A 23263-nucleotide genomic window follows, 5' to 3' on the forward strand; every position below is an offset into this window, starting at 1 on the left:
GCTCCCGCCTCGCTCTAATCGTCCGCGGGGGCGGCGTCCTCGACGGCGGGCACGTCGATCTCGCCGGCGTCGAGTTCCGCTTCGACTTCGCGGGCGGCCTGCACCAGGTTCTCCATCTTCCCGTAGGCGGCCTCCCGGGGCAGTAGCTTCAACCCGCAGTCTGGGCTGACGGTCAGCTTCTCCGGGGGCACGACCTTCAGGCCCTGCCGGATGTTCTCCTTGATCTCCTCGACGGACTCCACCTCGGCGACGTGTGCGTCGACGACGCCGAGGGCCAGATCGGGCGCGAACTCGCCGTCCGCGAACGTCTCGATCTGCTCGTAGTCGTCGTTGCACAGTTCCACGTCGAACTCGTCGATCGGGTAGTCGTTGATCTCGGGGTAGACGCGCGAGTAGTCGCCGTAACAGACGTGGAGGCCGATGCGGACCTCGTCGTCGATGTCGCTGACGATGCGCTCCAGGCACTCGCCGACGATGGCGTGGTCGTCCGGCGTCGTCGCCAGCGCGGGCTCGTCGATCTGGATGTAGCGAGCGCCCGCCTCGACGAGCTTCTCGATCTCCTCGTTCACCAGGTCCGCGAGATCGTACGCCAGCGCCTCGTCGTCGTCGTACGCCTCGTTGAACGCCCAGTTGGCGAGCGTGTACGGGCCGGTGATCGGCACCTTCACCGGGCGCGAGGCCACGTCGTCGACGAACTCGAACTCGTCGACCAGCCACGGCTCGTCGTACTCGACGCCCTCGACGACCGACGGCTTGTCGAAGTAGTTGTGGCCCCACACCTTCACGGGGCCGTTGAACTCGTAGCCGTCGATGCGCTCGGCGAAGAACTCGACCATCTCCTCGCGGCGCATCTCGCCGTCGACGACCGTGTCGAGGCCGGCGCGCTCGTGCTCGTGGGTGATGACGCGACAGGCGTCGTCGGTCGCCTCTTCCCACTCCGCCTCGCCGAAGGAGTGCTCGTCGTCCTCGAAGTGGTCGCGCGCGCGGTTCAGCCATTTCGGCTTCGGGTACGAGCCGACGACGGTCGTCAGCAGGAAGTGGTCGCTGTCGTGCCCATCGGGACGGAACTGCTCGCGGTTGGCGGGATTTCGGCTCACGCCTCCACCTCCGTCTCCGCGGCGTCGGCGTCGGCGATCTCGGCCGCCTCCGCGAGCACCGACAGCTTCGCCTGATGCTTGTTCACCGGCAGGTAGAACGTCTCGGTGTTGGGCGTCACGTAGGTGGTCTCGAACGTCTGTGCGGGGATCTGGTCTTGGACCCACTGGACGCGCTCGGCGACCGTCCCGGCGTCCTCCACGAGGGTGTTCTGGCCGTCGATGAGCCCCAGCGCGATGTCGTCGGCCGTGCCGAGTTCGTTGATGCACTCCAGGTTCACGTCGCGGTCGGCGGCGACGAAGTCGAAGCCGACGGCGTCCACGTCCGCGTCCATGAGGTGGGCGTACGCCTTCTCCTCGAAGGCCTCCCAGTACGTCTGGACGACCACGTCGGCGTCGGTCGCGCCGGCGACGCGGTCGATCGTCTCGCTCGCGAGCTCGTTCAGGTCGTCGCCCGGCGCGTTCGTCACGTAGGAGGGTTCGAGCAGGAACAGCGTCTCGTGGGAGGGGAACGCCGCGACCTCGCCCGCGAGGAACTCGCCGACGGCGTCGAGGAACTCGGCCTCGTCCCCGTAGTGTTCGTCGTTCGCGAGGTCGGCGAGGGTGTACGGTCCCGGAAGCACGGCTTGGAGCGCGTCGTCGTCGCCCAGGAGGTCGGCGGAGGCGTTCAGTTCGTCGGCCACGTCGCCGGAGGCGGTGAGGTCGCCGACGACGCGCGGGTCGCGGTAGAAGTTGTTGTTGTCGTAATACCGCACGATCCCGCCCGTCTCCACGCTGTCGTGGACCGTGAGCGGGTGCGCGAGCATGTCGTCCCAGCGACCCTGGCCCTCGACGATCCGGTCGAGGCCCGCGTCGCGCTGGTCCGCGACGAACTCCGCGCGAACGTCGTCGTACGCGTCCGCGACGGCGGCGCCCTCGTCGCCGTCGATGAGGTCGTGTTTCTGGTGGCCCTTCAGGTCGGAGAGGTCGTCCTTCGCCCAGTCCGGAAGCGGATACAGCCCCGGAGTGGTGGCGACTACATCGGTCATCGACAGTGGCTACGAAATGCCGACGCATAATACTTCTTGTTCGGATAAATGCCCAGTAGTTATGGTTCGTGGTCCCGGTGTCGCAACGCGAGGATCGAGAGCGTCTCGAAAGGGTACGACTCCTCGGCGACGGTCTCGGCGTCGAACCCTCGGTCGACGGCGTACTCGACCACGTCCGCGAAGCCCGTCAGCGACGAGACCAACAGGAGCGCGACGCCGTCGGGAGCCAGCGCCCGGGGGAGGTCGTCGAGGAACGGCTCGATGAGCTTGCGGCCCGACTCGCCGCCCGACAGCGCCACCTCCTGCCAGTCGTCCCACTCGTTGTCCGGGTCCGTCGGGAGGTACGGCGGGTTGAACAGGACGGTGTCGAGCGCGCCGTCGCGAAACGCCGCGAGCAGATCGACGCGGACCGCTTCGACGCCGCGGTCGCGGGCTCGCCGGCACGCGTGGGGGTTCACGTCGCTGCCGAGCACTCGGGTCGCGTCGCCCTCGCGTCGCACCTGCTCGGCCACCCATCCCGACCCGGTGCCGACCTCCAGCGTCACGCCGCGGGCGTGCTCGACGGCCGCCGAGGCGAGCAGGCCGGAGTCCTCGGCGGGTTCGTAGACGGGCGCGTCGAGCCCTCTGCGCTCGGCAAGGGCGTCGCGGGTGTCTTTCGACTCTGTCGACCCCGCTGACCCCGCCGACTCCGTCGCGTCGGCCTCGTCGTCGCCCTCAGGCATCGTCGCCCCCGGACGACGCCCCCTCCGCGGCTGCGCCGTCCGTCTCCACGTCCCCTGGCGGGGATTCCCCCGTGGCCTCGGGGGGAACGTCGTCGTCCGGGACTTGGGGCCAGCCCGACTCGGGGCGCCCGGACAGCTCGCGCTGCGGGAACGGGATCTTGATGCCGGCGTCGTCGAACGCCCGCTTTACCGCGACTGTCACCCGCGTGCGCGCCTTCCACATCTTCCGGGCGCTGGGGTTGCTGATGTAAAATCGCAGGCGCATACCGATCGCGGAGTCCTCGAATCCGGTGAGCACGGCGTGGGGCTCCGGCGGAGACAACACGAGCTTGTGGTCCCGCATCGCCTCCTCGGCGACCTCGATGGCCTCCTCGAGGTCCGTGTCGTAGTCGAGGGCGACATCGACGTTCAGGCGGAGGCGACCCTTCCTGGAGCGGTTGACCACGTCGGTGTCGGTGACGAGGTCGTTGGGGATCATCACGTACTCGTCGTCGAACGTCCGGATCTGGGTGTTGACGATCGTGATGTCGGTGACGACGCCCTCCTGGTCGTCGATCACGACCCAGTCTCCGAGCTCGAACGGCCGGGAGAACAGGACGACGAACCCGGCGAGCACCGCCCCGAGCGTCTGTCGGGCCGCAAGCCCGAGGACGATGCCGGCGAACCCGGCGCCGACGAGGAGGCTCCCCGGATTGACGCCCCAGACGGCGAACACGACGATCAGCGAGATCACGTACACCGAGACCTGCACCACGTGGTGGGCGATCTCGCTTTGGTGGTCCGACAGCGCGCTCTGCTCGCGTCCGATGTTTCGGATGGCCCGCTTGGTCACGCGGGTGATCAGGGTCGCGCCGGCGAGGATCCCGACGGTCAACACCGTCCGGGCGACGTTGCGGCCGGCGAACACCTCGCCCGGGAGCGCCGCGCCGACGAGCGACACCCCGCGCCACACGACGATGACGAACAGCCCGAGCGCCGCAACCGTCGTCGTGATCGCGGTCGCCTGCGCCGACTCGACCAGCAGATCGCGGTCGTCGAGGCGCTCCTTGAGAACGGGGCCCGCCCGGCGGACGGCCGTGATCACGGCCACTAGCACAAGGATCGCGAACACGGTGGCCGCGATCTGCGCGCCGGTCGTCGGGACCGCCGACTGGATCCACGAGACGAGGTCGGTCGCGGTCGACGCCGCGGCGTCGCCGCCGGGGACGCTCGGCGTCGCCGTGCCGCCCACCGGCTGTGTCGTTCCGTTCTGTGTCACTGTCCCGGACCGATCTCGCTCGTCTCGTGTGCCAGTTCGGCCAGCTCGGCGAACGCCGCCGGGGGGAGCTCGCCCGGCCGCTTCGAGAGGGTGTCCTCGTCGACGGCGTCGACGACCGCGTCGGCGTCCGCCAGCCCCGAGATGTGCGCCGTGTTCCGGATCGCGTTGCGAACGGTCTTGCGGCGCTGGGTGAACAGCGCCTTCACGAACCGCAGGAAGAACGCCTCGTCGTCGACCTCGTAGTCGGGCGCGCGCGGGAGACACCGGACGACCGCGCTCTCGACGCGCGGCTGCGGGTCGAACGCCTCCGGCGGGATCCGCTCGACGATCTGTACGTCGGCGTAGTGCTGTGCCGACACCGACAGCCGCCCGTACTCGGACGTTCCCGGCTCGGCGACCATTCGGTCGGCGAACTCCGCCTGGAACATCAACGCCATCGGCCGTCTCAGCGGGAGCAGCCTGAACGCGACCTCCGAGGAGACGCCGTACGGGAGGTTCGAGACGCACGCGGTGAACTCGGGGAGCACGACGTCGAGGGCGTCGCCCTCGACCACGTCGAGCGCGCCGGCGTCGACGGCCTCCGTGAACTCCTCGCGGAGGAACGCCGCGAGGTCGCGGTCGCGTTCGACGACCGTCACCCGGTCGGCGGCCGCGAGCAGGCGGTCCGTGAGCGCGCCCGTTCCGCCGCCGATCTCCAGGACGTGCGATCGGTCGGCGTCCCCGGGGAGGTACCCGGGAAGCCGGTCGAGCACGCGGTCGTCCACGAGGAAATGCTGGTCGCGGTCGGGGTCCCCCCGGACCCCGGCGCGCCGCCGGAGGTCGTCCGGATCGCGGAACTCCGGGGTAGCGTCGGTCATTACCCCCCGTTGACCGTCGGCGGCGGTAAATCCGTCCATTCGGTTCGAGCGGCGGACCCGGCCCGCGGGAGGGAGTCGCCGGTCGGACGGGAACGGCGGTCGGAAGCGATCGCCGCTCAGATCACTTGTTCGCCGTCGGCGCGTCGACGCCGACGAAGATGCGGTACTTCAGGTCGTCGTCGCGCAGCTCCTCCATCACACGCTCGACGAGCTTCTCCTTCGGGCTGTGGAGCCCCGACACCCGGTCGCTCAGGTCCTCGAACGACTCGAAGGGGCCGCGCTTGCGCGCGTCGAGGACGTTGTTGCGCAGTTTCTTGCCGATCCCCGGGAGGAGGTTGAGCTGGTGGAGCCGCAACGAGATCGGCTCGGCGTCGTTGTAGAAGTCGACGAAGCGCCGTTCGTCGGCCTCGATGATATCCTCGACCACGTACTCCAGCTCCTGGCTCGCGCCGCGGTTGAGGTCGTCGTAGCCGACTCGCCGCGCACGTTTGATGCCGGGAGCGGTCTCCGGCTCGATCTGCACTCGGTCGTCGATGCCGAACTCGGCGTCGTCGGTCAGCTCGAACTCGAACAGCCGGAAGTCACGCTCGTCGAGCCCGTACGCCACCGCCGGGCGCCGGTGCTGGGGCCGGTCGTCGTCCGCGCGCCCGTGCGGGAGGTACTCGAGGACGTACGCGTAGACGGCGTCGTCCTCGATGCCCTCGGCGTCGTCCGCGCGGCCCTCGGGCTCGGCGGCACTCTCGTCGACAGCGTCCGCCGCGTCGGGTGGGTCGCTCGCCGTCTCGGGATCGCGCTCGTCGGTCATGCTCCGTGATAGGTTGCCGGAGGTGATAAAAGGTCGTCGCCGTCGTCGCGTTCCGACACCCGGAAGGACCGCGAGGCGGGCATCGCCGAGTCGGGGACCGCGTTACGCGTACTTCGCGACGACGTCGAGGATCGCGTCGAGCTCGTCGCCGTCGAGGGCGTACCGCTCCTGGGCGTACACCGCGCGGACCTCCGTCCGGTCGCGCGGGAGCAGGTCCGCGATCTTGTACGCCTGCGGTTCGTCGACCTTCTCCAGTTCGAGCAGCTCCTCGACGAGTTCGAGCGACTCGTCGGCCTCGAGGAACGCGAACCGGTTGACGTGGTCGACGGCGCGCGCCAGTTCGTAGCGCATCTCGCGGTCCTCGTCGGTCGCGCGGTCGGCCTCGACCGAGCTGAGCAGCTCCTTCGCCTCGGAGACGGTGAGGAACTCCTCGCTCAGCTTCTCCTTGAAGATCGTCATCGGGTCTACTCGGTCTGGGCCTTCAGGTGCGCGGGCTTGGCGAGGATCGTCTTCGTCTTGCCGCCGTCGACGATCTCGACCTTGAACGCGGCGCCCTGCTTGCCGACGACGGTGCCGGTGTGGCCGTTGAAACGGGCGTGGAAGCGGCCGTCGTTGACGGAGGGGTCCAGCTTCAGGTGGACCTTCTGGCCCTCGTCGAACTCGGCGATGGCGCGCTGAGGGGGCGAGGTGCCGCGGTCACGGGGGTCGTTCGAGAGCTTTCCGCGCGTGCTGTGAAGGGGTCCGTTCGAACTCGGCATAGTCGTGCGCACGTCTTCTCCTGTCGCGGGTATAAATGGTGCGTTCCGCGGGCCGGTTGAGTCGAGTTCACACGCGGTCGCCGTGATCGCGCGGATCGTTCACGCCCCGATGTACTCCTCGTTGATCTCCCACTCGCCGCGGTCGTTCTCGACGAGGTACTCGCCGTAGTAGGGGACACGGTCGGCGACCACCTCGCGGAACGCCTCGCGGATCTCGGGTTTCGTCATCTCGCCCATCGACTTGAGGTCGTCGTTGCGGTTGAGACAGCCCTTGAGATACCCCTCGTGGGTGACGCGTACCCGTCCGCAGTTGGCGCAGAAGTCGTCGTTCTCGACGGGGTCGACGATCTCCACCATCCCGAGCCCCGCGGCGTCCGGCGATTCCGCGGACGCCGCGTCGGCGTCTCCCACGTAGTAGCGCTTGCGGTCGTGCATCTCGCGGTGTTCGACGCGGACGGCGATGTCCGACAACCAGTCGTGCACGCGCTGGATGTCGATGTTCCACTCGGGCTTCCCGGTCAACTCGGGCATGTACTCGATGAGCTGGAGCTGGAGGCCGTCGTTCTCGGCGACGTGCTCGACCATCCCCTCGACGTAGCCGGCGGTGTGCTCGAACACGACCATGTTCAGCTTCACCGGGTCGAGGCCGGCGTCCACTGCACAGCGGACGCCTTCCAACACCTGCTCGTAGGCACCCGATTTGGTGATCTCGGCGAAGGCCTCGGGGTCGAGCGCGTCCTGCGAGACGTTGACGCGGTCGAGCCCAGCGTCGACGAGGTCGTCCGCGCGACCGGGCAGGAACGTCCCGTTGGTCGTCATCGAGGTCTCCATCGAGTCGGGCGTGCGCCGGATGATCTCCTCCAGGTCGTCCCGGAGCATCGGCTCCCCGCCGGTGAACTTCACCGCGTCGACGCCGAACTCGGCGGCGACCTCCAGAAATCGGACCACGTCGTCGGTGGACATCTCATCGTCCTGCGGGTCCATCGGCCCGCGCGTGTCCCCCAGCCCCTCGTTGTGACAGTAGACGCAGTCGAAGTTGCACCGGTCGGTCAGCGAGACGCGCACCCCGGTCACCTCCCGCCCGAAGTCGTCGACCAGCGGTGTCGGCATTATGTACCAACCTTCGTTCGAGCGTACTTGAACGTGTGGGGCGATCGGGGGTGAATGTAACCTCGAAACGTTACATTCGACGTATCTAAGTAGATACAACGGTCGCCCACGTCCGGCGGGAGAGTGCCACGTGGGAAACCCTTATTCGGAGCGCTCGCCGACGGCAAGCCATGGACGAAGCCGCCGTACGCGAGCGACTCTCGGGCGTCGAGGACCCCGACCTCGGGGAGGACATCGTCTCGCTCGGCCTGGTGAACGCGGTACAGGTCGACGACGAGGACGGCGTGATCCGGGTGTCGCTGGCGCTGGGGGCGCCGTACGCGCCGAACGAGACGGCCATCGCCGAGGGCGTCCGCGACGCGCTCGCGGAGGCCGACTACGCGCTCGACATCTCCGCGAACGTCGAGTCGGACCTCTCGGAGGGCGAGGAGGTGCTCCCGAACGTGAAGAACGTCATCGCCGTCGCGTCCGGAAAAGGGGGCGTCGGGAAGTCGACGGTCGCGGTGAACCTCGCGGCGGGACTCTCACAACTGGGCGCGCGCGTCGGCCTGTTCGACGCGGACATCTACGGGCCGAACGTGCCGCGGATGGTCGACGCCGACGAGGCGCCCCACGCGACCGATCAGGACACGATCATCCCGCCAAAGAAGTACGGGATGAAGCTGATGAGCATGGCGTTCCTCGTCGGCGAGGACGACCCGGTTATCTGGCGCGGCCCGATGGTCCACAAGCTGCTCACGCAGCTCGTCGAGGACGTGGAGTGGGGCGCGCTCGATTACCTCGTGCTCGACCTGCCGCCGGGGACCGGCGACACGCAGCTCACGATCCTCCAGACGCTGCCGCTCACGGGCGCGGTCATCGTCACGACGCCCGAGGACGTGGCCCTCGACGACGCGAACAAGGGGCTGCGCATGTTCGGCAAGCACGACACGAACGTGCTCGGCATCGTCGAGAACATGTCCGGGTTCGTCTGTCCGGACTGCGGCTCCGAACACGAGGTGTTCGGGAAGGGCGGCGGCAAGCAGTTCGCCGCTGACAACGACCTCCCGTTCCTCGGGGGGATCCCGCTGGATCCGGAGGTCCGCGCGGGCGGCGACGGCGGCAAGCCGGTCGTGCTCGACGACCAGCCCGGCGAGGTCGGCGACGCGTTCAAGATCGTCACGGAGAACGTCGCGAACAACGTCGGCGTCGTCCAGCGCCGGACAGTGAGCCGACGCGCACAGGGGAACTCGCCGACGCAGTAACGGCTCGGACGGTCACTATCGGCCGTACCGACGCGCGACACACCAGTTTTCATGAGTGTCTGACGGAGTCGGAAAGTCATTAGCGCCGGGACCACAGAGGCCGAACATGGCCGACGACGAGGACGATCGCCTCCCCGCGGACCTCCGGGAGGACGACGACCCCGACTGGCAGCTCGCGCCGGACTCCGACGAGGGGTTCGTCGCCGACGCGGAGACGAGGGAGATCCTTCGCACGGTCGCCGAGGACGTCCGGGGCGACTCGGGCGAGTCGAAGCAGCTCTCGGCGATCCTCTATCGCATCTCGGACCTGTACGACCCCGACGAGGACACGTCCCCGGAGGAGATCTATCTGAACGTGAGGCGGATCATGCAGATCAAGGAGAGAGGCGGGCTGAAACGGGAATAAGAGCGGTCACGGTAGCGGTGCGGATGCGGTGCGGAAATCACCAGCAGTTGTTCCGCGAGTGAGGGCTGACTCCGTCAGCCCGAACGAGGGGTCGTTTTGGCATGAACGGGTTTTGACGGGGTTCGAGCGCGCCGGAGGCGCGCGAGGACCCCGTTAAAAGAGGTTCATTGGAACGTCCGACCCAGCTCCCGGTCCTGTTCCTCGCGGGGCTCGCGGTTCCGGAACCGCTGTTCGATCTCCTCGTAGCGCTCCTTGGTCTCCTCGGTGACCGAGGGGCTGACCTCGTCGAGCGCGTCCTCGAAGTGCGCCATCGTCACGCGGACGTTGCCGACGGAGTCGTCCACCTCCTCGGGCGACACGGAGGTGATGAACTCCCGCGAGGCGTTCATCGACGCCTCGCGGCAGACGGCCTCGATGTCGGCGCCGACGTAGCCGTCGGTCTTGCGCGCGAGCTTGTCGAGGTCCACGTCGTCCGCCAGCGGCTTGTGCTCGGTGTGGACCCCGAAGATCTTCCGGCGCCCCTCCTCGTCGGGGACGGGCACGTGGACGTGGCGGTCCAGGCGACCCGGACGCAGCAGGGCGTTGTCGATGAGGTCCGGCCGGTTGGTCGTCGCGATGACGACCACGTCCTCGAGCGTTTCGAGGCCGTCGAGCTCGGTCAGCAGTTGGGAGACGACGCGCTCGGAGACGCCCGAGTCGCCGGTGTTGCGGCCGCGCTCGGTCGCGATCGCGTCGATCTCGTCGAAGAAGATGACGGTCGGCGCGTTCTCGCGGGCCTTGCTGAAGATCTCGCGGACGCCCTTCTCGGACTCGCCGACGAACTTGTTGAGCAGTTCGGGCCCCTTCACGGAGATGAAGTTGGACTCGGACTCGTTGGCGACGGCCTTCGCGAGCAGCGTCTTCCCGGTGCCGGGCGGGCCGTACATGAGCACACCCTTGGCGGACTCCATGTCCATGGCCTCGAACACCTCCGGGTAATCGAGCGGCCACTGGATCGTCTCGCGAAGGCGTTCTTTCGTGTCCTCCAGGCCGCCCACGTCGTTCCACGTCACGTCGGGGACCTCGACGAACACCTCCCGCAGCGCGGAGGGCTCGATCCCCTTCAGCGCATCCTTCATGTCGGCGCTAGTGACCTGGATCGATTCCAGCACCTCGGCGTCGATCTCCTCTTCCTCCAGGTCGAGCTGCGGGCGGATGCGCCGCAGCGCGTTCATCCCGGCCTCCTTCGCGAGGCTCTCGAGGTCGGCACCGACGAAGCCGTGGGTCGTCTCGGCGTACTCGTCGATATCGACGTCGTCCGACAGCGGCATGTTCCGCGTGTGAACCTGCAGGATCTCGCGGCGCCCGTCGCGGTCCGGGACGCCGACCTCGATCTCGCGGTCGAAGCGGCCGCCGCGCCGGAGGGCTGGGTCGATGGCGTCGACGCGGTTGGTGGCCCCGATGACGACGACCTCGCCGCGCTCCTCCAGTCCGTCCATCAGCGAGAGCAGTTGAGCCACGACGCGGCGTTCCACGTCGCCGCCGGCCTCCTCGCGCTTGGGCGCGATGGAGTCCAGCTCGTCCATGAAGATGATCGCGGGGGCGTTCTCGGCGGCCTCCTCGAACACCTCGCGGAGCTGCTCCTCGGACTCCCCGTAGTACTTCGACATGATCTCGGGGCCCGAGAGCGTCTGGAAGTTGGCGTCGATCTCGTTGGCGACGGCCTTCGCGATCAGGGTCTTCCCGGTGCCCGGCGGACCGTGGAGGAGCACGCCCTTCGGCGGCTCGATGCCGAGGCGCTTGAACAGCTCCGGGTGGCGCATCGGCAGCTCGATCATCTCGCGTACCTGTTCGAGCTCGTCGTCGAGCCCGCCGATGTCCTCGTAGGTCACGTCCGGCGTCTCGGCGCCGCCGCCGGCCGCGCCCTCGGCGATCTGCTCGGCCGGTTTCTCGGAGATGTCCACGTCCGTGGAGTCGGTGATGACGACGGTTCCGGAGGGGTTCGTCGAGGCGATCTTGAGCGGCACCGCCTGCGATCCGCCGCCCATCAACCCCAGCCCAAGCGGGAACCGGATCGTCTGTCCCTGGGTGACCGGCTGCCCGGAGAGCTTGTCGCGGATCATTGAGCCGATGTTGCCCCGGACCCCGAACTGCTGGGGGAGCGCGATCGTGATCCGCTCTGCGGGCTCGACCTCGGCCGGCTCGACGGTCACGCGGTCGTCGATCCCGACGCCCGCCTCCTGCCGGAGCTGGCCGTCGATCCGGACGATGCCCGTGTTGTCGTCCTCCGGGTATCCCGGCCACACGCGGGCGATCCCGGTCGAGTCGCCCTCGATACGGATGTAATCGCCGCCCGAGAGTCCGAGCTCGTCGGCGGCGACCCGGTCGATCGCGGCGAGACGACGCCCCGCGTCCTTCTGTTTCAGGGGTTTAACCGTGAGCTTCATGCGTTGATCCCGATCGTGAGTACGCCGTTCTCGATGTCAACACTTGCGGCCGGGCCGGGGAGATCGAACTCGAACTCCTCGTCCTCGCGGTCGCCTTCGCCGTCGATCACGACGATCGCGGTCCCGTCGACCGTGTCGACCGTCACGTCCTCGTCGGCGGCGTTCAGGTCCGCAGCGATGACCGTCCCGTCGTCGTAGTCGTACCGGCGGAGGAACCGTTCGCGCCGGTCGACGGAGGTGCGTTGATTCATTTGTCCTAACAACAAGTAACACACTCAAATATATAAACCTTTCTCCGATGAATCGCAGTAGGGCGTAGCGTATCCTAGTTTACGGTCGATTTGCAGTTCGAGATACAGCCGTCGTCGTCACCGCGCTCCCCCCGGCCGATTTATGCCCCCACCCGCGCGAGACACCTGCATGAACACGGTGACCCATCACGGCCGGGAGACGGCGTATCGGACCCGCGGCGGGGCGGCGGAGGGGCCGGGGCTGGTGTGCGTGCACGGCAGCGGAGGAACGAACGACGTGTGGACGGGACAGTCGCGGCTCGCCGACCGGACGCCGGTGACGGCCCTGGATCTCAGCGGACACGGCGACAGCGACGATGTCGACGCCCAGCCCGGGCCGGAGGCTCTCGAGGCGTACGCCGACGACGTGGTGGCAGTCGCGAACGCCACGGACGACTCGGTGCTCGTGGGGAACTCCCTCGGCGGCGCGATCGCGATGTGGGTCGCGCTCGAACGCGACCTCGCGCTCGACGGGCTCGTTCTGACGGGGACGGGAGCGAAGCTGGCCGTGCTCGACGACCTGCTTGTGTGGCTACGAACCGACTTCGACCGTGCCGTCGAATTCCTTCACCAACCGGACCGTCTGTTCCACGACGCCGAGGAGGACGCGCTCGACCGCTCCCGTGCGGCCATGCGCGACGCGGGCCGGCCAGTCGTCGAGCGCGACTTCCGCACCTGCCACGAGTTCGACGTACGCGACCGACTCGGCGAGATCGACGTTCCAGCCCTCGCGATCGTCGGCGAACACGACGGGCTCACGCCGCAGCGGTACCACGAGTATCTCGCCGAGGAGATCCCCGAATGTGACCTCGCGGTGCTCGACGACGCCGCGCATCTGGCGATGATCGAGCGACCGGCGGCGTTCAACGACGCCGTCGCGACGTTCCTCGACGGATTGTAGCGACCCTGCGCGCGGCCGGGTCGATCGGCCGACCCGCGACCGGCGAACGTTCAAATACCATCCCGGCACCAACGGTCCCGTGCCGATCTGAACGGCCCGGGTCGTCCAGCGGGTGTGCGACTCACCGACCCGGGAGCGGCGCGAGTCGCCTGTCAGCCCCAAACTACTCCAAAGGACGGTCAGTACACGTCGTCGACGTCGTCCTCGACGTGGCTGTGTTCGTCCGCCGGGAACTCGCCGCTTTCGACCTCGCGCTTGTACGATTCGACCGCCGAGGTCATCTCCCCGCGGAGGTCTGCGTACTGCTTGGAGAACGGCGGCGACCACTCGTCGAGGCCGAGCACGTCGGTGATCACGAGCACCTGGCCGTTCGTGTCCGGACCCGCCCCGATACCGATCGTCGGGATGTCGAGCGCCGCCGTCACCTGCGCCGCGAGGTTCGCGGGCACGTGTTCGAGCACGAGCGAGAACGCGCCGGCGTCCTCGTGCTCGCGCGCCAGCTCCAGCAGTTCCTCGGCCGCATCAGGGTCGGTACCCTGCCGTTGGTAGCCGCCGAGCTGGTTCACGTGTTGGGGCGTTAGCCCGAGGTGCGCCATCACGGGAATCCCGAGCTGGGCGAGCTTCCGGGTCAACTCGACCGTGTGCGGCCCGGACTCGATCTTCACGGCGTCGGCGTCCGCCTCCTTCAGCATCCGGCCGGCGTTCTCGACGCTGTCGGCGTCGTCGACCCCGAAGGAGAGGAACGGCATGTCGGCGACGACGAGCGCGTCCTCCGTGGCGCGAGCGACGGCTCCGGTCCGGCTTTGCACCTCCTCGAGCGTGACGGGGAGCGTCGAGTCGTGCCCGAGCACGGCGTTGCCCATCGAGTCGCCGACGAGGATCACGTCGATCCCGGCATCGTCGATGACCGCCGCGGTCGGCGCGTCGTACGCCGTCAGCATCGTGATGGGCTCGTCGCCCGCCCGATCTCGGAGCTCGCGCGTGGTTACCATGCCCGGGGTATCGACCGCCGACCGGATTAATCGGTGCGATCCCGGCGACCGCCGACGTCCGCGGGCGTCGGTCGGCACCCCTCGGGTCGCCACGACGGATCGACACGGCTTACCCGGTCGCCTCGAACCTCGGACCGTGCCCGAGCGCGTCGAGTCGACCGATCCGGATGGTGTCGATTACGGGTGGGTGATGCAGATGACGTTCGTCGTCACGGTGACTGCCGGCGCCGTGCTCGTCGCGGCGCTGTCGGCGTTCGTGACGCTCCCCACCTGGGGTGCGCGCGCGAGCTTCGCGATCCGAGTCGGCGCCGTGATCTGGATCGTGACCGCGCTGGCCGCCTACTACTACGAGAGGAACGTCCGGGCCGAGTGAGCGGCGGCACTCCCTCCGGCGACGTTACACCCACCGGAAGTCGACGCCCGCGCGCCGCGCGGTCACGGCGTCGCGTTCGGAGTCGCCGACGAACAGCGCCCCCTCGGTATCCGCGCCCAGATCCCGCAGCGTCGCGACCAGCGGCTCGGGATCCGGCTTGTACGTTGCCACCGAGTCGCGGCCGACGACGGCCCCGACGTGGGGGGTCAGGTCGTGGCGGTCCAGCGCCGTCCGACACGCGGCCTCGCAGTTGAGCGAGCACACCCCCGTCGGAACCGACAGCGGGAGATGATCCGCGTGCGGGAGCCGCGTCGACGCCGCGGCGCCGTGCGTCTCGTGGTCCGCGAGCACCGCCTCAAGCTCCGGGCGAAGTCCCGCCTCGTCGGCGCGTTCCAGGAGCCCCCACAGGTCGGCGCCGGCGGCGTCGTGGCCGTTGCGCTCGAACAGGCCGATCGCGTCGCTCGCGGCCGCGTCCCAGTCGACCGCGAGGTCGACGAGCGTGCCGTCGAGATCGAACACGACGGCCTCGTAGTTCGCGTACGCTCCGGTCACGGGACTACAACAGCTCCCGGGCGATGATCGTCTTCTGGATCTCCGTCGTCCCCTCGTAGATCGTCGTGATCTTCGAGTCGCGGTAGAACCGCTCCACGTCGAACTCGCTCATATAGCCGTAGCCGCCGTGGATCTGAACGGCCTCGTTGGTCACGTCGACGGCCGACTCGCTGGCGAAGTACTTCGCCATCGATGCGGCGAGCCGGGGATCCTCGCCCGCGTCGGACTGACGCGCGGCCTCCCGGACGAGCAGTCGCGACGCCTGCACCTTCGTCGCCATCTCCGCGAACGTGTTGCGCACCGCCTCGATCTCGGCGATCGGCGCGTCGAACTGCTCTCGCTCGTGGGCGTACTCGCGGGCCTCGTCGAAGGCTGCCTGCGCGAGGCCGACCGCCTGTGCGGCGATCGCGATCCGGCCGCCGGTGAGCGTCTCGAACGCCGCGGACAGGCCCTTTCCCTCCTCGGTGAGGCGGTACCGCTCGGGCACTCGCACGTCCGAGAACTGCATCCCGACCGTGTCGGAGGCGCGCAGGCCGAGCTTCTCCTCCTTCTTGCCGACCTCGACGCCGTCGAAGTCGGCGGGGACGAGGAACTGGGTGATCGAGCCCTCGTCGTCGGCGTCGCTCTTCGCGAAGACGATGTAGACGCCGGCGCGCTCGCCGTTCGTGATCCACTGCTTCTCGCCGTTCAGAACGTATTCGTCGCCGTCGCGCTCGGCGGTCGTGGTCATCTCCGCCGGGTTCGACCCGGCCCCGGGTTCGGAGAGACAGAAGGCGCCGACCGGGCGACCGTCGACCATCTCGGGGAGCCACTCGTCCTTGACGGCCTCAGAGCCGAAGTTGGCGATACAGGAGGTCGCGAGGCAGTGAACCGACAGGGCGGTCGCGACCGCGAGCTGTCCGTACGCGAGTTCCTCGTTCACGATCGCGTACGTCGAGCGGTCGGCGTCGAAGCCGCCGTACGCCTCCGGGACCGTCAGCCCCGTGAGATCGAGGTCGGCCAGCTTGTCCCACGCCTCCTCGGGAAACTCCTCCGTCTCGTCGGCCTCCCGGGCGCCCGGGCGGAGCTCCTCGACGGCGAACTCGCGTACCACCTCGCGGATCGCGCGTTCCTCGTCGTCAAGCATCGACGGGGAGTGCGCGTACGCGTCCGCGTTCGCGTGTGCCATGTCGGTGGCTTCGGCGCGCGGAGGTTAAGCGTGTCTGACTCCTCGGTGGCCGGGGGTGCGGGGGCGACCGCGGGGACCCGGGTTCAGTTATCGACCCCTTGTCGGCGCGAAAGTCGCGCTTACCTTTCCGGGAGGACCACGAGTTCCGACCCGATGCGTCCCTACACGCGACCGCTGCTCATCGCGACGGTGGTGCTCCTCGGGCTCGCGCCCGCCGTCGGCGCGGTCGGCGCCGGACAGCCCGGCCCCGCCGCCGGCGTCGACGCGGCCGACCCCTCCGCACAGGAATCGACGGTCACCCTCACGATCGCAGTGCAGACCCCCGAGGGCGATCCGGTCTCCGAGGCGGATCTCACCGCAACGTGGGAGAACGGCTCCGCGACGGCGACGACCGCCGGCAACGGGCGCGCCTTCGTCGACGTTCCCGCCGGCTCGACCGTCGAGATCGGTGTCGACCACCCGGAGTACGTCCGGAACGCGCCGTTCGTCGTCGACTCCACCGACGAGGAGACCGTCCGGGTCACCGTCCGCCAACGGGGAAGCCTCACCGTCTCGACCGAGGACGATAGGGGAGATGCCGTCGCCGATGCGCGCGTCATCGCACGCGTGGACGGCGAGATCGTCGTCAACGGGCGGACGAACGACGACGGGCGCTTCACCACGGGAACGATCGAGCAGCGCGAGTACAGCCTCACCGTCGTCAAGGAGGGATACTACCGGGTCGTCCGCGACGTGCAGGTGGGCGACTCCTCCCGCGAGACTGTCGCGATCGAGCGCGGCTCGATTACCCTCTCGTTCGAAGTAGTCGACGACCGGTTCGACCCGGCCGAGCCCGTCCCGGACGCGCAGTTGATACTGGAGACGGCCGGGACGTTCCGGACGCTCCAGAACGGGGAGGCGACCGCGCAGGTCCCCGTCAACGCCGACCTCGACCTGGAGGTGACCAAGGAAGGGTACGAGACTGTCTCGCGAACGGTTCGGGTGGGCGAGTCCGCGCGCCCGGTGTCGGTGAACCTCAGCCGGACGCCGACGCTGAACGTCACCACGGTCAACGACCGCGTGCTCGTCGGCGAGCGAAACGTCGTCACGGTCACCGACGCGTACGGCGACCCAGTCGCGGACGCGCGGGTGCTCGTGGACGGCGAGGCGGTCGGCACCACCGGCGGCGACGGGACGCTGACGGTCCGATTAGATTCGGCCGGAAACCGGACGGTGGTCGCCGAAACGGAGGATCTGACCTCGTCGCCGCTGACGATCGCGGTGGTTCGCGAGCGGACGCCGACCGCGTCGCCGACGGCGACCCCGACCGACACGCCGGCCCCGACGGCGACCGCCACGCCGACCGCGACCACGACGCCGCCGTCCGAATCGTTCGTCAGCTTCCCCGGCTTCACGTCGCTGTCGGCGGTCCTCGCGCTGCTGGCGCTTGCGGGTGCGGCCGGGATCGCGGCCCGAAAACGGAACGAGTAGAAGCGGGATGACCGGTACCGGCGGCCCCGGCGACGCCCGGGGTCGAGTCCCGGTGCTTACTCGTCGGTCCTTTCGAGGAACGCGACGACGGCGCCGGGGTCAGCGTCGATCCCGCCGCCCTGCGCGAACGTCGGCGCCCCGCCGCCGCCGCCGCCGAACTCGTCGGTCACGCGGTCGACCACGTCGCCGGCGTCGACGGCGCCCGCGGACGCGACGACGACGAACGGCACCGGTCCGCCGCCGACCGCGGCGACCACGTCGGGGGCGTCGGGCGCCTCATCCGCGTCGCCGACGACCGACTGCGCGGCGTCGCCGACCGCGTTGGCGTCGAACCCCTCGACGACGCCGATCCGCCAGTCGTCGCCGTCGCGGTCGACCGCCGGGAGGTCGCGGACGCGGCCGACGAGCACCTCCTCCCGCAGCGACGCGAGGTCGTCCGCGAGCTCGTCGCGCTCGCTCGCCAGTCGGGCCACCGCGTCGGCGACGCCGTCGAGACCGACCCCCGCCTCGCGGGCCGCCGCGCGGAGTTCGCGGTGCGTCTCGGCCCGCCGGCGGATCCCCGCGGGGCCGACGGCGAACTCGACGCGGGTGAGCCCCTCGCCGGGGTTCGAACGTTCGAGCACCGTCACGGGCCCGATCTCGCGGGTGTTGGAGACGTGCGTGCCGCCGCAGGCTGCCTCGTCCCACCCCTCGACGGTGACGACGCGGACCGAGTCCGCATCGGCCATCACGTCGTCCTCGGTCTTGTCGTTGAACGCGACGGCGTCGTCGCCGCGGGCGTCCTCGACGGCGCGGGTCTCCCACGAGACGGGCAGCGAGTCCCAGACCGCGCGGTTGACGAGCCGTTCGAGGTCGACGAGCACGTCGTCGGTGATGTCGGTCGAGGTCTCGAAGTCGACGCGGACCTTCTCGTCGGTTATCCCGAACCCGCCGTAGCCCAGATCGTCGAGGAGCCGCCGTCCAGCGCCGTAGAGCACGTGGCTCGCCGTGTGGGCGCGCATGCAGTACGTCCGGAAGTCGTCGTCGACGACGCCAGCGACGGTGTCGCCGGCGGCGAAGTCGGGGTCGGCCGCGAGCGTGTGGACGACCGCGTCCCCGTGGGACTGCACGTCCACCACGGGGACGCCGCCGAGCGTCCCCCGGTCTGCGGGCTGGCCGCCACCCTCTGGGTAGAAGTACGTCTCCGCGAGGGTCACGTCGCGTCCGTCGACCGATCCGACCGTCGCCTCGAACTCCCGGACCTCGGGGTGTGCCGGCGCCAGCGAGTCGCTCATGGACGGTGGTCGCCGCCGGGGGCGAAAAAGCGTGTGCCCGCGGCAGCGTCGACCGGTCGCGCTTCGTTCGTGGGCAGTCCGGGACCTCTCTTCGGTTGACCGCGTTCCATTCCTGGGCGGCTCGCCCGCAAGCTCGCCGCCCTCTTACGAGGCCTCCCTCCGGTCGGCCTCGCCTTACTCGTCGACGAGTTTCACGTCGAGCACCTGCTCGATCCCCCGAACCGTCGATCCGCCGACGCCCGCGCGAGCCGCCCGTCCGTCCTCGACGGCGTGGATCTGCTCGGCGTCGACGCCGAGCTCGGCCGCGAGATCCTCGGCGGTCATCCCGGCGTCCTGACGCGCCTCGGTGACGACCTCGCCGTACCCCTTCACGAGGTACGGGAGCCGGTCCTCCTCGTAGTCGGTCCCCTCCTCCTCCCAGTGGCGCGAGTCGCCGGTGGAGGCGTCCATCGCCTTCGCGACGTTCTGTGCGGCGCGCTTCTTCCGGCTCGGCTCGTCGGCGTCGCGACCGGTTCCCCCGCCCCCGCTTGCGCCACCGCCGCCGCGGCCGCGGTCGGAGCCGCCGCTCCGGGCGTTGTCGTCGTGGGGCGCGCAGTCGCCGCAGACCAACAGCCGCGCGCCGGCGACGTTCGCCTCCGACAGGCTGGTGTCCTCGCGTCCGCACAGCTCGCACGCGTCGCCGTCGCCGCCGCCACCGCCGCTCCCGGTGGAGTACTTCGCCATGCACCCTGCTACGTCCGCCGGGGGATAAAACCGTGTTCCGTGTTCGGGGGTGGTGCAACCGTCACCGTCGCCACGGGCGTTCGCTCAGACGACCCGGTTTTCGAGGTCGGGAACGTCGTCGTCTCCGGCGTCGCCGGCGGCTTCGGCGGCCTCCAGCCGCTCGACGTTGCCCGCGAGGATGTCGGCGACGCGCTCGAAGTACCGCGGCGTGTGCCCCGCGTTGTGCGGGGTGATCCGGGCGTCGTCGAGCCCCCACAGCGGGTGGTCCTCGGGGAGCGGCTCGGGGTCGGTCACGTCGAGGAACGCCCCGCGGATCTGATTCCATCGCAGCGCGTACACCAGGTCGTCGGTGTCGACGACGGGCCCGCGGGCGATGTTCACGAGCGTCGCGTGCGGCGGGAGCGTCCGAAACGCCTCGCGGTCGATCAACCCCTCGGTCGTGTCCGTCAGCGGGCACGCGAGAACGAGGTGGTCTGTCCGCGCCAGCACCTCGTGGAGGTCGTCGAAGCCGTACACCTCGTCGACGGGCCCGCCCTTCGCGGGCGTGTACCGGACGCCGAGCGTCTCGACGCCGAACGGCTCCAATCGCTCGGCGACCGCCGAGCCGATGGCGCCCAGCCCGACGACCGCCACCGTAGAGCCGTACAGCTCCCGCGTCCGGTACGCGCGCCACTCGCGGCGGTCCTGCTGGCGGGTCGCCCGGCGGAAGTCGCGCGCGAGCGAGACGAGCGCGCCGATCACGTACTCGGAGATGTTCGGCGCGTGGACGCCCGAGGCGTTCGTGACGGCGACGCCGGCGTCCTCGAAGGCGTCGAGATCGAGGTGGCCCACGCCGGCGTACACGCCAGCGAACAGGCGAAGCGACTCGGCCCCCCCGAGATGTTCCTCCGCGGCTGCGCCCTCGCCGGTGACGACGTCGGCGGTCCGGATCTGCTCGCGCTCCTCCGCCGGGGTTTCCGCGAGGACGACCTCGTGATCGGGGAGTCGCTCGCGCAGCAGCTCGGCGTACTCCGCGGCCGGGTGGCCGTGGATCTTCTGTCTGGTGACGACGATTCGCATGCGCGCCGCCACGACCGGCCCCGACTTAACCGCGCCGACAGCGGCGGACCACACCGCGTCCGCGACCTCCGGATCGCCGCGCTCGCCGGGGTCGCCGCGTGCGCCGCGCGGCGATCAGTCGCCGGCGACGACCTCGTTCACGAGCGTTCCGACGCCCTCGTAGGTGATCTCGACCGTGTCGCCGGGCTCGACGAGGCCGGGATTGGCCGGCGACCCGAACGCGACGCAGTCGCCCGCGCGGAACTCGAAGCGCTTCGAGAGGTACGAGACGACCTCGTGGGGGTCGAACAGCATCAGCTCGGTGTTGGCCTCTTGGCGACGCTCGTCGGCGACATCCGTGTACATGTCCAGGTTTGTGGGGTCGACATCCGTCTCGATCCACGGTCCCAGCGGCCCGGACGCGGTGAACGCCTTGCGCGCGGTTCTGCCCTGCTGGTCGAGCGCGTCCACGTCGTTCATCACCGTGTAACCGCGAACGGCGTCGGGCACCTCCTCGGGCGCGAGATCCGAACACGGCTCGTCGATCACGGCGACGAGTTCGCCCGCGTAGGTGAGTTCCCCCGTCCACTCGGGGTACGGGATCGGGTCGCGGTGGCCGACGACGGAGTGCGGCGGCTTGATGAAGAAGTCGGGCTCCTCGGGGCGCTCGTAGTCCATCTGGTCGAGCGTCGCCGCGAAGTTCCGGCCGACACAGAACAGCGCGTCGGGGTCACACGGCGCCAGCAGGTCGGCCTCCCCGACTTCGTACTCGGCGTCGTCGGTGAGCAGCGTTCCGTCGTGGTACTCCCCCTCGCGGACCCCGTCGGCGGTGCGGGCGCGTGCGAGTCGCATGCCTCGAGTGGGCGTCGGACGGCGAAAAAGCGTTGTCGTCGCGGCGACGGCGGCCGGGCGGGCGGGAGGACGCCGGCGGCCCGCGACGCTATCGGTCGCTCAGTTCCCGACCTGCGTCGCGCGCTCCACCACGTCCGAGCCGTAGATCTCCGCCAGCTCGTCGTGCTGGTCCGGCCGATGCTCGTACACGTCCTGGAACAGCGTGATCGGCGTCTGGGCGGCCTGATAGGTCGCCTCGTCCCACATACGGTCCTTGCTGAGGTCGATCTCGACGCCGTCGATGGACAGCGTCGCCGACTGCGTCATCGCGATGGCGCCCTTGCCGGCCTCCTTGGCCGCCTCGAACTCCTCCATCGACTCGACGATGTCGTCCATGCTCGGGACGTACGACGTGCGGTCGAGCAGCTCCTCGCGGAGCTCGTCCTCGGTCAGCTCGTGCTCGTCGCCGTCGATCGCGAGCACGTACGAGCCGCCCGACTCAGACAGCGACACGCCGTCGCCGTCGTAGACTTCCCGGCCGCCCTCGCTGACGAGTTCGACCTCCTCGCCGTCGACCTCGAACAGCCACGTGCCGTCCTTCGGGGGGAGCGGGGCCTTGTTCGCGACCTCGACCTGCTTCGGGGTGAGCGACCAGATGCCCGTCATGCCCTTCGCGCGGTTCGCCTCCATTCGCTCCTTGTACCCTTCCACGTCGCGGATGTTGTCGAACGGGCCGTCGACGGCGATGAGGCCGGCGGCGCTGGCGCCCTTCGAGGTGTTGTGGCGCAGCTCGGGCCACTCCGGCAGCTCGCCCGTCGGCGTCATCGCGCGCATGTCCTTCGTGTAGTCGACCTCGCCGTCGACGAGCAGGAACATGCGTTCGAGCGTGTTCGAGGGCTTGCCCATCTCGTCGCGCACGCGGTTGAGGGCGATCTCGGCCTCGCCGGACTCGACGATCACCGACATCGAGAGGCTCCCCTCCTCCAGCCCGTGCTCGGCCTCGATCATCTGGAAGCACTCGTCGGCCTTCTTCCAGTCGTCGATGTCGCCGACCTCGGGGATGACGAACCCGTCGATGTGGTCGACCGCGCCGTTGGCGGGGTCGGCGATCTCGCGCATGTACTCGAAGCCGGCGAGGCGCTTCTCGGCGTCGTCGCGGTGCCAGACGACGCGCGGGTGGATCTCCCCGGGGAAGTCGGCGCCGTGCTCGGCGACCACCTCGATGATGTTTCGCGCGCCCTCGTCGCGCATCGACGGCGCCGTCGCGTCCTCGTTGTCCGGCACCCACACGTCCGGCGCCTGGATGCCGCGAAGCCCCGCGGCGCTCCGGATCATCTTCGCCGAGTCGTCCTCCCCCTGGACGGCCGTCGGCGACGTGAAGAACGTTCGAACGAACTCGCGTTCGTACTTCCGTTGTACACTCATGTCTACCGGTTTCACCGTCCCCCGGTACTATCATAAACGTTCGTTCTAAACACAGTATTGCCCGCTGTGGACCCCGTCGCCGCGGGCGTGAGTGAGCTACTCCAGCGGCTGCACCAGTTCGACGGTGTGGCCGTCCGGATCCTTCAGGAACGCCGTCCGTGCGCCCGCCTCGGGCTGGTCGCCCGGCTCCTCCACGACGCCGTGGTTGTCGATCCGCTCGAAGGCGGCGTCGACGTCGTCCACCTTCACCGCGAAGTGGTCGTAGGCGGTCCCCTCCTCGAACTCGTCGGCACCCTCGGTGTCGGACAACTGGAGTTCGACGCCGTTCCCGTCGGCGACGTAGAGGTTTCGCGTGTCGCCGTCGGGCGTCGTGAACTCCCACGAGCGCTCGAAGCCGAGGTTGTCCGCGTACCAGTCGGCCGCGCGTTCGGCGTCGGCGACGTTGAGACAGACGTGGATGAACGCCATGCGAGACTCCCGCGCACCCACGAGTATAATCGTTCGCGTCGGCGCAACCC

General features: G+C 69.3%; 25 protein-coding genes. 5 read left to right on the plus strand and 20 right to left on the minus strand.

Translation table 11 applies throughout. The annotated features are described in order from the left end of the window. Positions 1-14 precede the first annotated feature (14 nt). From K6T50_RS01465 to moaA, 9 genes are all read right to left on the minus strand, one after another. The gene (locus tag K6T50_RS01465) at positions 15-1097 is read right to left on the minus strand and encodes a methionine synthase (protein ID WP_222607679.1); all 1083 of its coding nucleotides are present in this window, start codon (positions 1095-1097) and stop codon (positions 15-17) included. Beyond that, the gene (locus K6T50_RS01470) at positions 1094-2122 is read right to left on the minus strand and encodes a 5-methyltetrahydropteroyltriglutamate--homocysteine methyltransferase (protein ID WP_222607680.1); all 1029 of its coding nucleotides are present in this window, start codon (positions 2120-2122) and stop codon (positions 1094-1096) included. The genes K6T50_RS01465 and K6T50_RS01470 overlap by 4 nt, the downstream gene beginning before the upstream one ends. A 59-nt stretch (positions 2123-2181) precedes the next feature. Beyond that, complete coding sequence (locus K6T50_RS01475; RefSeq protein WP_222607681.1) at positions 2182-2844, minus strand: HemK2/MTQ2 family protein methyltransferase; 663 nt, start codon at positions 2842-2844, stop codon at positions 2182-2184. Continuing rightward, positions 2837-4102, minus strand: coding sequence for a mechanosensitive ion channel family protein (locus K6T50_RS01480; RefSeq protein ID WP_222607682.1), 1266 nt, complete (start codon positions 4100-4102; stop codon positions 2837-2839). The genes K6T50_RS01475 and K6T50_RS01480 overlap by 8 nt, the downstream gene beginning before the upstream one ends. Next, positions 4099-4959: a 16S ribosomal RNA methyltransferase A gene (locus K6T50_RS01485; protein ID WP_222607683.1), complete on the minus strand. Its 861-nt coding sequence runs from the start codon at positions 4957-4959 to the stop codon at positions 4099-4101. The genes K6T50_RS01480 and K6T50_RS01485 overlap by 4 nt, the downstream gene beginning before the upstream one ends. Positions 4960-5080: 121 nt before the next feature. Then, on the minus strand, positions 5081-5764 hold the full coding sequence (locus tag K6T50_RS01490) for a DUF655 domain-containing protein (RefSeq protein ID WP_222607684.1): 684 nt from the start codon (positions 5762-5764) through the stop codon (positions 5081-5083). A 102-nt stretch (positions 5765-5866) separates the two neighbouring features. Continuing rightward, positions 5867-6223 carry an RNA polymerase Rpb4 family protein gene (locus K6T50_RS01495; protein ID WP_222607685.1) on the minus strand — a complete coding sequence of 119 codons (357 nt, stop codon included), beginning with the start codon at positions 6221-6223 and terminating at the stop codon, positions 5867-5869. Positions 6224-6228: 5 nt separating this feature from the next. Further along, a complete protein-coding gene (locus K6T50_RS01500) occupies positions 6229-6522 on the minus strand; it encodes a 50S ribosomal protein L21e (protein ID WP_222607686.1) in 294 nt (97 codons plus the stop codon). A gap of 99 nt (positions 6523-6621) precedes the next feature. After that, positions 6622-7632: a GTP 3',8-cyclase MoaA gene (gene moaA, locus K6T50_RS01505; RefSeq protein ID WP_222607687.1), complete on the minus strand. Its 1011-nt coding sequence runs from the start codon at positions 7630-7632 to the stop codon at positions 6622-6624. A gap of 170 nt (positions 7633-7802) precedes the next feature. Between moaA and K6T50_RS01510 the strand changes: the two genes are divergently transcribed. Next, positions 7803-8876, plus strand: a complete 1074-nt coding sequence (locus K6T50_RS01510; RefSeq protein ID WP_222607688.1) for an Mrp/NBP35 family ATP-binding protein — start codon at positions 7803-7805, stop codon at positions 8874-8876. Between the two features lie 106 nt (positions 8877-8982). Next, positions 8983-9282: a DUF7976 family protein gene (locus tag K6T50_RS01515; protein ID WP_222607689.1), complete on the plus strand. Its 300-nt coding sequence runs from the start codon at positions 8983-8985 to the stop codon at positions 9280-9282. Positions 9283-9446: 164 nt separating this feature from the next. Here the strand turns inward: K6T50_RS01515 and K6T50_RS01520 are convergent, their stop codons facing one another. Continuing rightward, the gene (locus tag K6T50_RS01520) at positions 9447-11708 is read right to left on the minus strand and encodes a CDC48 family AAA ATPase (protein WP_222607690.1); all 2262 of its coding nucleotides are present in this window, start codon (positions 11706-11708) and stop codon (positions 9447-9449) included. Beyond that, entirely contained in the window at positions 11705-11959 is a 255-nt protein-coding gene (locus tag K6T50_RS01525; protein WP_222607691.1) for a DUF7127 family protein, read from the minus strand. Before K6T50_RS01525 ends, K6T50_RS01520 begins: the two co-directional genes overlap by 4 nt. Positions 11960-12128: 169 nt before the next feature. Here K6T50_RS01525 and K6T50_RS01530 point away from each other — a divergent pair, with 169 nt between their 5' ends. Further along, complete coding sequence (locus tag K6T50_RS01530; protein ID WP_222607692.1) at positions 12129-12899, plus strand: alpha/beta fold hydrolase; 771 nt, start codon at positions 12129-12131, stop codon at positions 12897-12899. A 179-nt stretch (positions 12900-13078) separates the two neighbouring features. Here the strand turns inward: K6T50_RS01530 and panB are convergent, their stop codons facing one another. Next, positions 13079-13891, minus strand: a complete 813-nt coding sequence (panB, locus tag K6T50_RS01535) for a 3-methyl-2-oxobutanoate hydroxymethyltransferase (RefSeq protein WP_222607693.1) — start codon at positions 13889-13891, stop codon at positions 13079-13081. Positions 13892-14027: 136 nt separating this feature from the next. Here panB and K6T50_RS18830 point away from each other — a divergent pair, with 136 nt between their 5' ends. Continuing rightward, complete coding sequence (locus K6T50_RS18830) at positions 14028-14264, plus strand: DUF5822 domain-containing protein (RefSeq protein ID WP_345778298.1); 237 nt, start codon at positions 14028-14030, stop codon at positions 14262-14264. 24 nt (positions 14265-14288) lie between these two features. On the opposite strand, the gene K6T50_RS01545 is transcribed toward K6T50_RS18830, so the two are convergent. Together K6T50_RS01545 and K6T50_RS01550 are read right to left on the minus strand one after the other, a co-directional pair. Further along, a complete protein-coding gene (locus K6T50_RS01545) occupies positions 14289-14816 on the minus strand; it encodes an HAD family hydrolase (RefSeq protein WP_222607695.1) in 528 nt (175 codons plus the stop codon). A 4-nt stretch (positions 14817-14820) separates the two neighbouring features. Beyond that, positions 14821-15984: an acyl-CoA dehydrogenase family protein gene (locus K6T50_RS01550; RefSeq protein WP_225935348.1), complete on the minus strand. Its 1164-nt coding sequence runs from the start codon at positions 15982-15984 to the stop codon at positions 14821-14823. A gap of 153 nt (positions 15985-16137) precedes the next feature. Here K6T50_RS01550 and K6T50_RS01555 point away from each other — a divergent pair, with 153 nt between their 5' ends. After that, positions 16138-17454: a hypothetical protein gene (locus K6T50_RS01555; RefSeq protein WP_222607696.1), complete on the plus strand. Its 1317-nt coding sequence runs from the start codon at positions 16138-16140 to the stop codon at positions 17452-17454. Positions 17455-17510: 56 nt separating this feature from the next. Here the strand turns inward: K6T50_RS01555 and K6T50_RS01560 are convergent, their stop codons facing one another. The 6 genes from K6T50_RS01560 to K6T50_RS01585 form a co-directional block, all read right to left on the minus strand. Beyond that, on the minus strand, positions 17511-18728 hold the full coding sequence (locus K6T50_RS01560) for an alanyl-tRNA editing protein (RefSeq protein WP_222607697.1): 1218 nt from the start codon (positions 18726-18728) through the stop codon (positions 17511-17513). Between the two features lie 174 nt (positions 18729-18902). Further along, entirely contained in the window at positions 18903-19451 is a 549-nt protein-coding gene (locus tag K6T50_RS01565) for a helix-turn-helix domain-containing protein (protein ID WP_222607698.1), read from the minus strand. An 84-nt stretch (positions 19452-19535) separates the two neighbouring features. Beyond that, positions 19536-20510 carry a D-2-hydroxyacid dehydrogenase gene (locus K6T50_RS01570; protein ID WP_222607699.1) on the minus strand — a complete coding sequence of 325 codons (975 nt, stop codon included), beginning with the start codon at positions 20508-20510 and terminating at the stop codon, positions 19536-19538. A gap of 114 nt (positions 20511-20624) precedes the next feature. Continuing rightward, on the minus strand, positions 20625-21341 hold the full coding sequence (locus tag K6T50_RS01575) for a fumarylacetoacetate hydrolase family protein (RefSeq protein WP_222607700.1): 717 nt from the start codon (positions 21339-21341) through the stop codon (positions 20625-20627). Positions 21342-21440: 99 nt separating this feature from the next. Continuing rightward, on the minus strand, positions 21441-22745 hold the full coding sequence (gene aceB / locus K6T50_RS01580) for a malate synthase AceB (RefSeq protein WP_222607701.1): 1305 nt from the start codon (positions 22743-22745) through the stop codon (positions 21441-21443). A 96-nt stretch (positions 22746-22841) separates the two neighbouring features. Beyond that, on the minus strand, positions 22842-23213 hold the full coding sequence (locus K6T50_RS01585) for a VOC family protein (protein ID WP_222607702.1): 372 nt from the start codon (positions 23211-23213) through the stop codon (positions 22842-22844). Positions 23214-23263 lie beyond the last annotated feature (50 nt).

The organism is Halobaculum magnesiiphilum (genome assembly GCF_019823105.1).
GTDB classification, from domain to species: Archaea; Halobacteriota; Halobacteria; order Halobacteriales; family Haloferacaceae; genus Halobaculum; species Halobaculum magnesiiphilum.

What these genes read in the sequence shown, in the direction of transcription:
- K6T50_RS01470 (WP_222607680.1), bottom strand. Translation starts at nt 2,122, where the DNA reads ATGACCGATGTAGTCGCCACCACTCCGGGGCTGTATCCGCTTCCGGAC.
- K6T50_RS01475 (WP_222607681.1), bottom strand. Translation starts at nt 2,844, where the DNA reads ATGCCTGAGGGCGACGACGAGGCCGACGCGACGGAGTCGGCGGGGTCA.
- K6T50_RS01485 (WP_222607683.1), bottom strand. Translation starts at nt 4,959, where the DNA reads ATGACCGACGCTACCCCGGAGTTCCGCGATCCGGACGACCTCCGGCGG.
- K6T50_RS01490 (WP_222607684.1), bottom strand. Translation starts at nt 5,764, where the DNA reads ATGACCGACGAGCGCGATCCCGAGACGGCGAGCGACCCACCCGACGCG.
- K6T50_RS01495 (WP_222607685.1), bottom strand. Translation starts at nt 6,223, where the DNA reads ATGACGATCTTCAAGGAGAAGCTGAGCGAGGAGTTCCTCACCGTCTCC.
- K6T50_RS01500 (WP_222607686.1), bottom strand. Translation starts at nt 6,522, where the DNA reads ATGCCGAGTTCGAACGGACCCCTTCACAGCACGCGCGGAAAGCTCTCG.
- moaA (WP_222607687.1), bottom strand. Translation starts at nt 7,632, where the DNA reads ATGCCGACACCGCTGGTCGACGACTTCGGGCGGGAGGTGACCGGGGTG.
- K6T50_RS01510 (WP_222607688.1), top strand. Translation starts at nt 7,803, where the DNA reads ATGGACGAAGCCGCCGTACGCGAGCGACTCTCGGGCGTCGAGGACCCC.
- K6T50_RS01515 (WP_222607689.1), top strand. Translation starts at nt 8,983, where the DNA reads ATGGCCGACGACGAGGACGATCGCCTCCCCGCGGACCTCCGGGAGGAC.
- K6T50_RS01520 (WP_222607690.1), bottom strand. Translation starts at nt 11,708, where the DNA reads ATGAAGCTCACGGTTAAACCCCTGAAACAGAAGGACGCGGGGCGTCGT.
- K6T50_RS01525 (WP_222607691.1), bottom strand. Translation starts at nt 11,959, where the DNA reads ATGAATCAACGCACCTCCGTCGACCGGCGCGAACGGTTCCTCCGCCGG.
- K6T50_RS01530 (WP_222607692.1), top strand. Translation starts at nt 12,129, where the DNA reads ATGAACACGGTGACCCATCACGGCCGGGAGACGGCGTATCGGACCCGC.
- panB (WP_222607693.1), bottom strand. Translation starts at nt 13,891, where the DNA reads ATGGTAACCACGCGCGAGCTCCGAGATCGGGCGGGCGACGAGCCCATC.
- K6T50_RS01550 (WP_225935348.1), bottom strand. Translation starts at nt 15,984, where the DNA reads ATGGCACACGCGAACGCGGACGCGTACGCGCACTCCCCGTCGATGCTT.
- K6T50_RS01555 (WP_222607696.1), top strand. Translation starts at nt 16,138, where the DNA reads ATGCGTCCCTACACGCGACCGCTGCTCATCGCGACGGTGGTGCTCCTC.
- K6T50_RS01560 (WP_222607697.1), bottom strand. Translation starts at nt 18,728, where the DNA reads ATGAGCGACTCGCTGGCGCCGGCACACCCCGAGGTCCGGGAGTTCGAG.
- K6T50_RS01565 (WP_222607698.1), bottom strand. Translation starts at nt 19,451, where the DNA reads ATGGCGAAGTACTCCACCGGGAGCGGCGGTGGCGGCGGCGACGGCGAC.
- K6T50_RS01570 (WP_222607699.1), bottom strand. Translation starts at nt 20,510, where the DNA reads ATGCGAATCGTCGTCACCAGACAGAAGATCCACGGCCACCCGGCCGCG.
- K6T50_RS01575 (WP_222607700.1), bottom strand. Translation starts at nt 21,341, where the DNA reads ATGCGACTCGCACGCGCCCGCACCGCCGACGGGGTCCGCGAGGGGGAG.
- aceB (WP_222607701.1), bottom strand. Translation starts at nt 22,745, where the DNA reads ATGAGTGTACAACGGAAGTACGAACGCGAGTTCGTTCGAACGTTCTTC.
- K6T50_RS01585 (WP_222607702.1), bottom strand. Translation starts at nt 23,213, where the DNA reads ATGGCGTTCATCCACGTCTGTCTCAACGTCGCCGACGCCGAACGCGCG.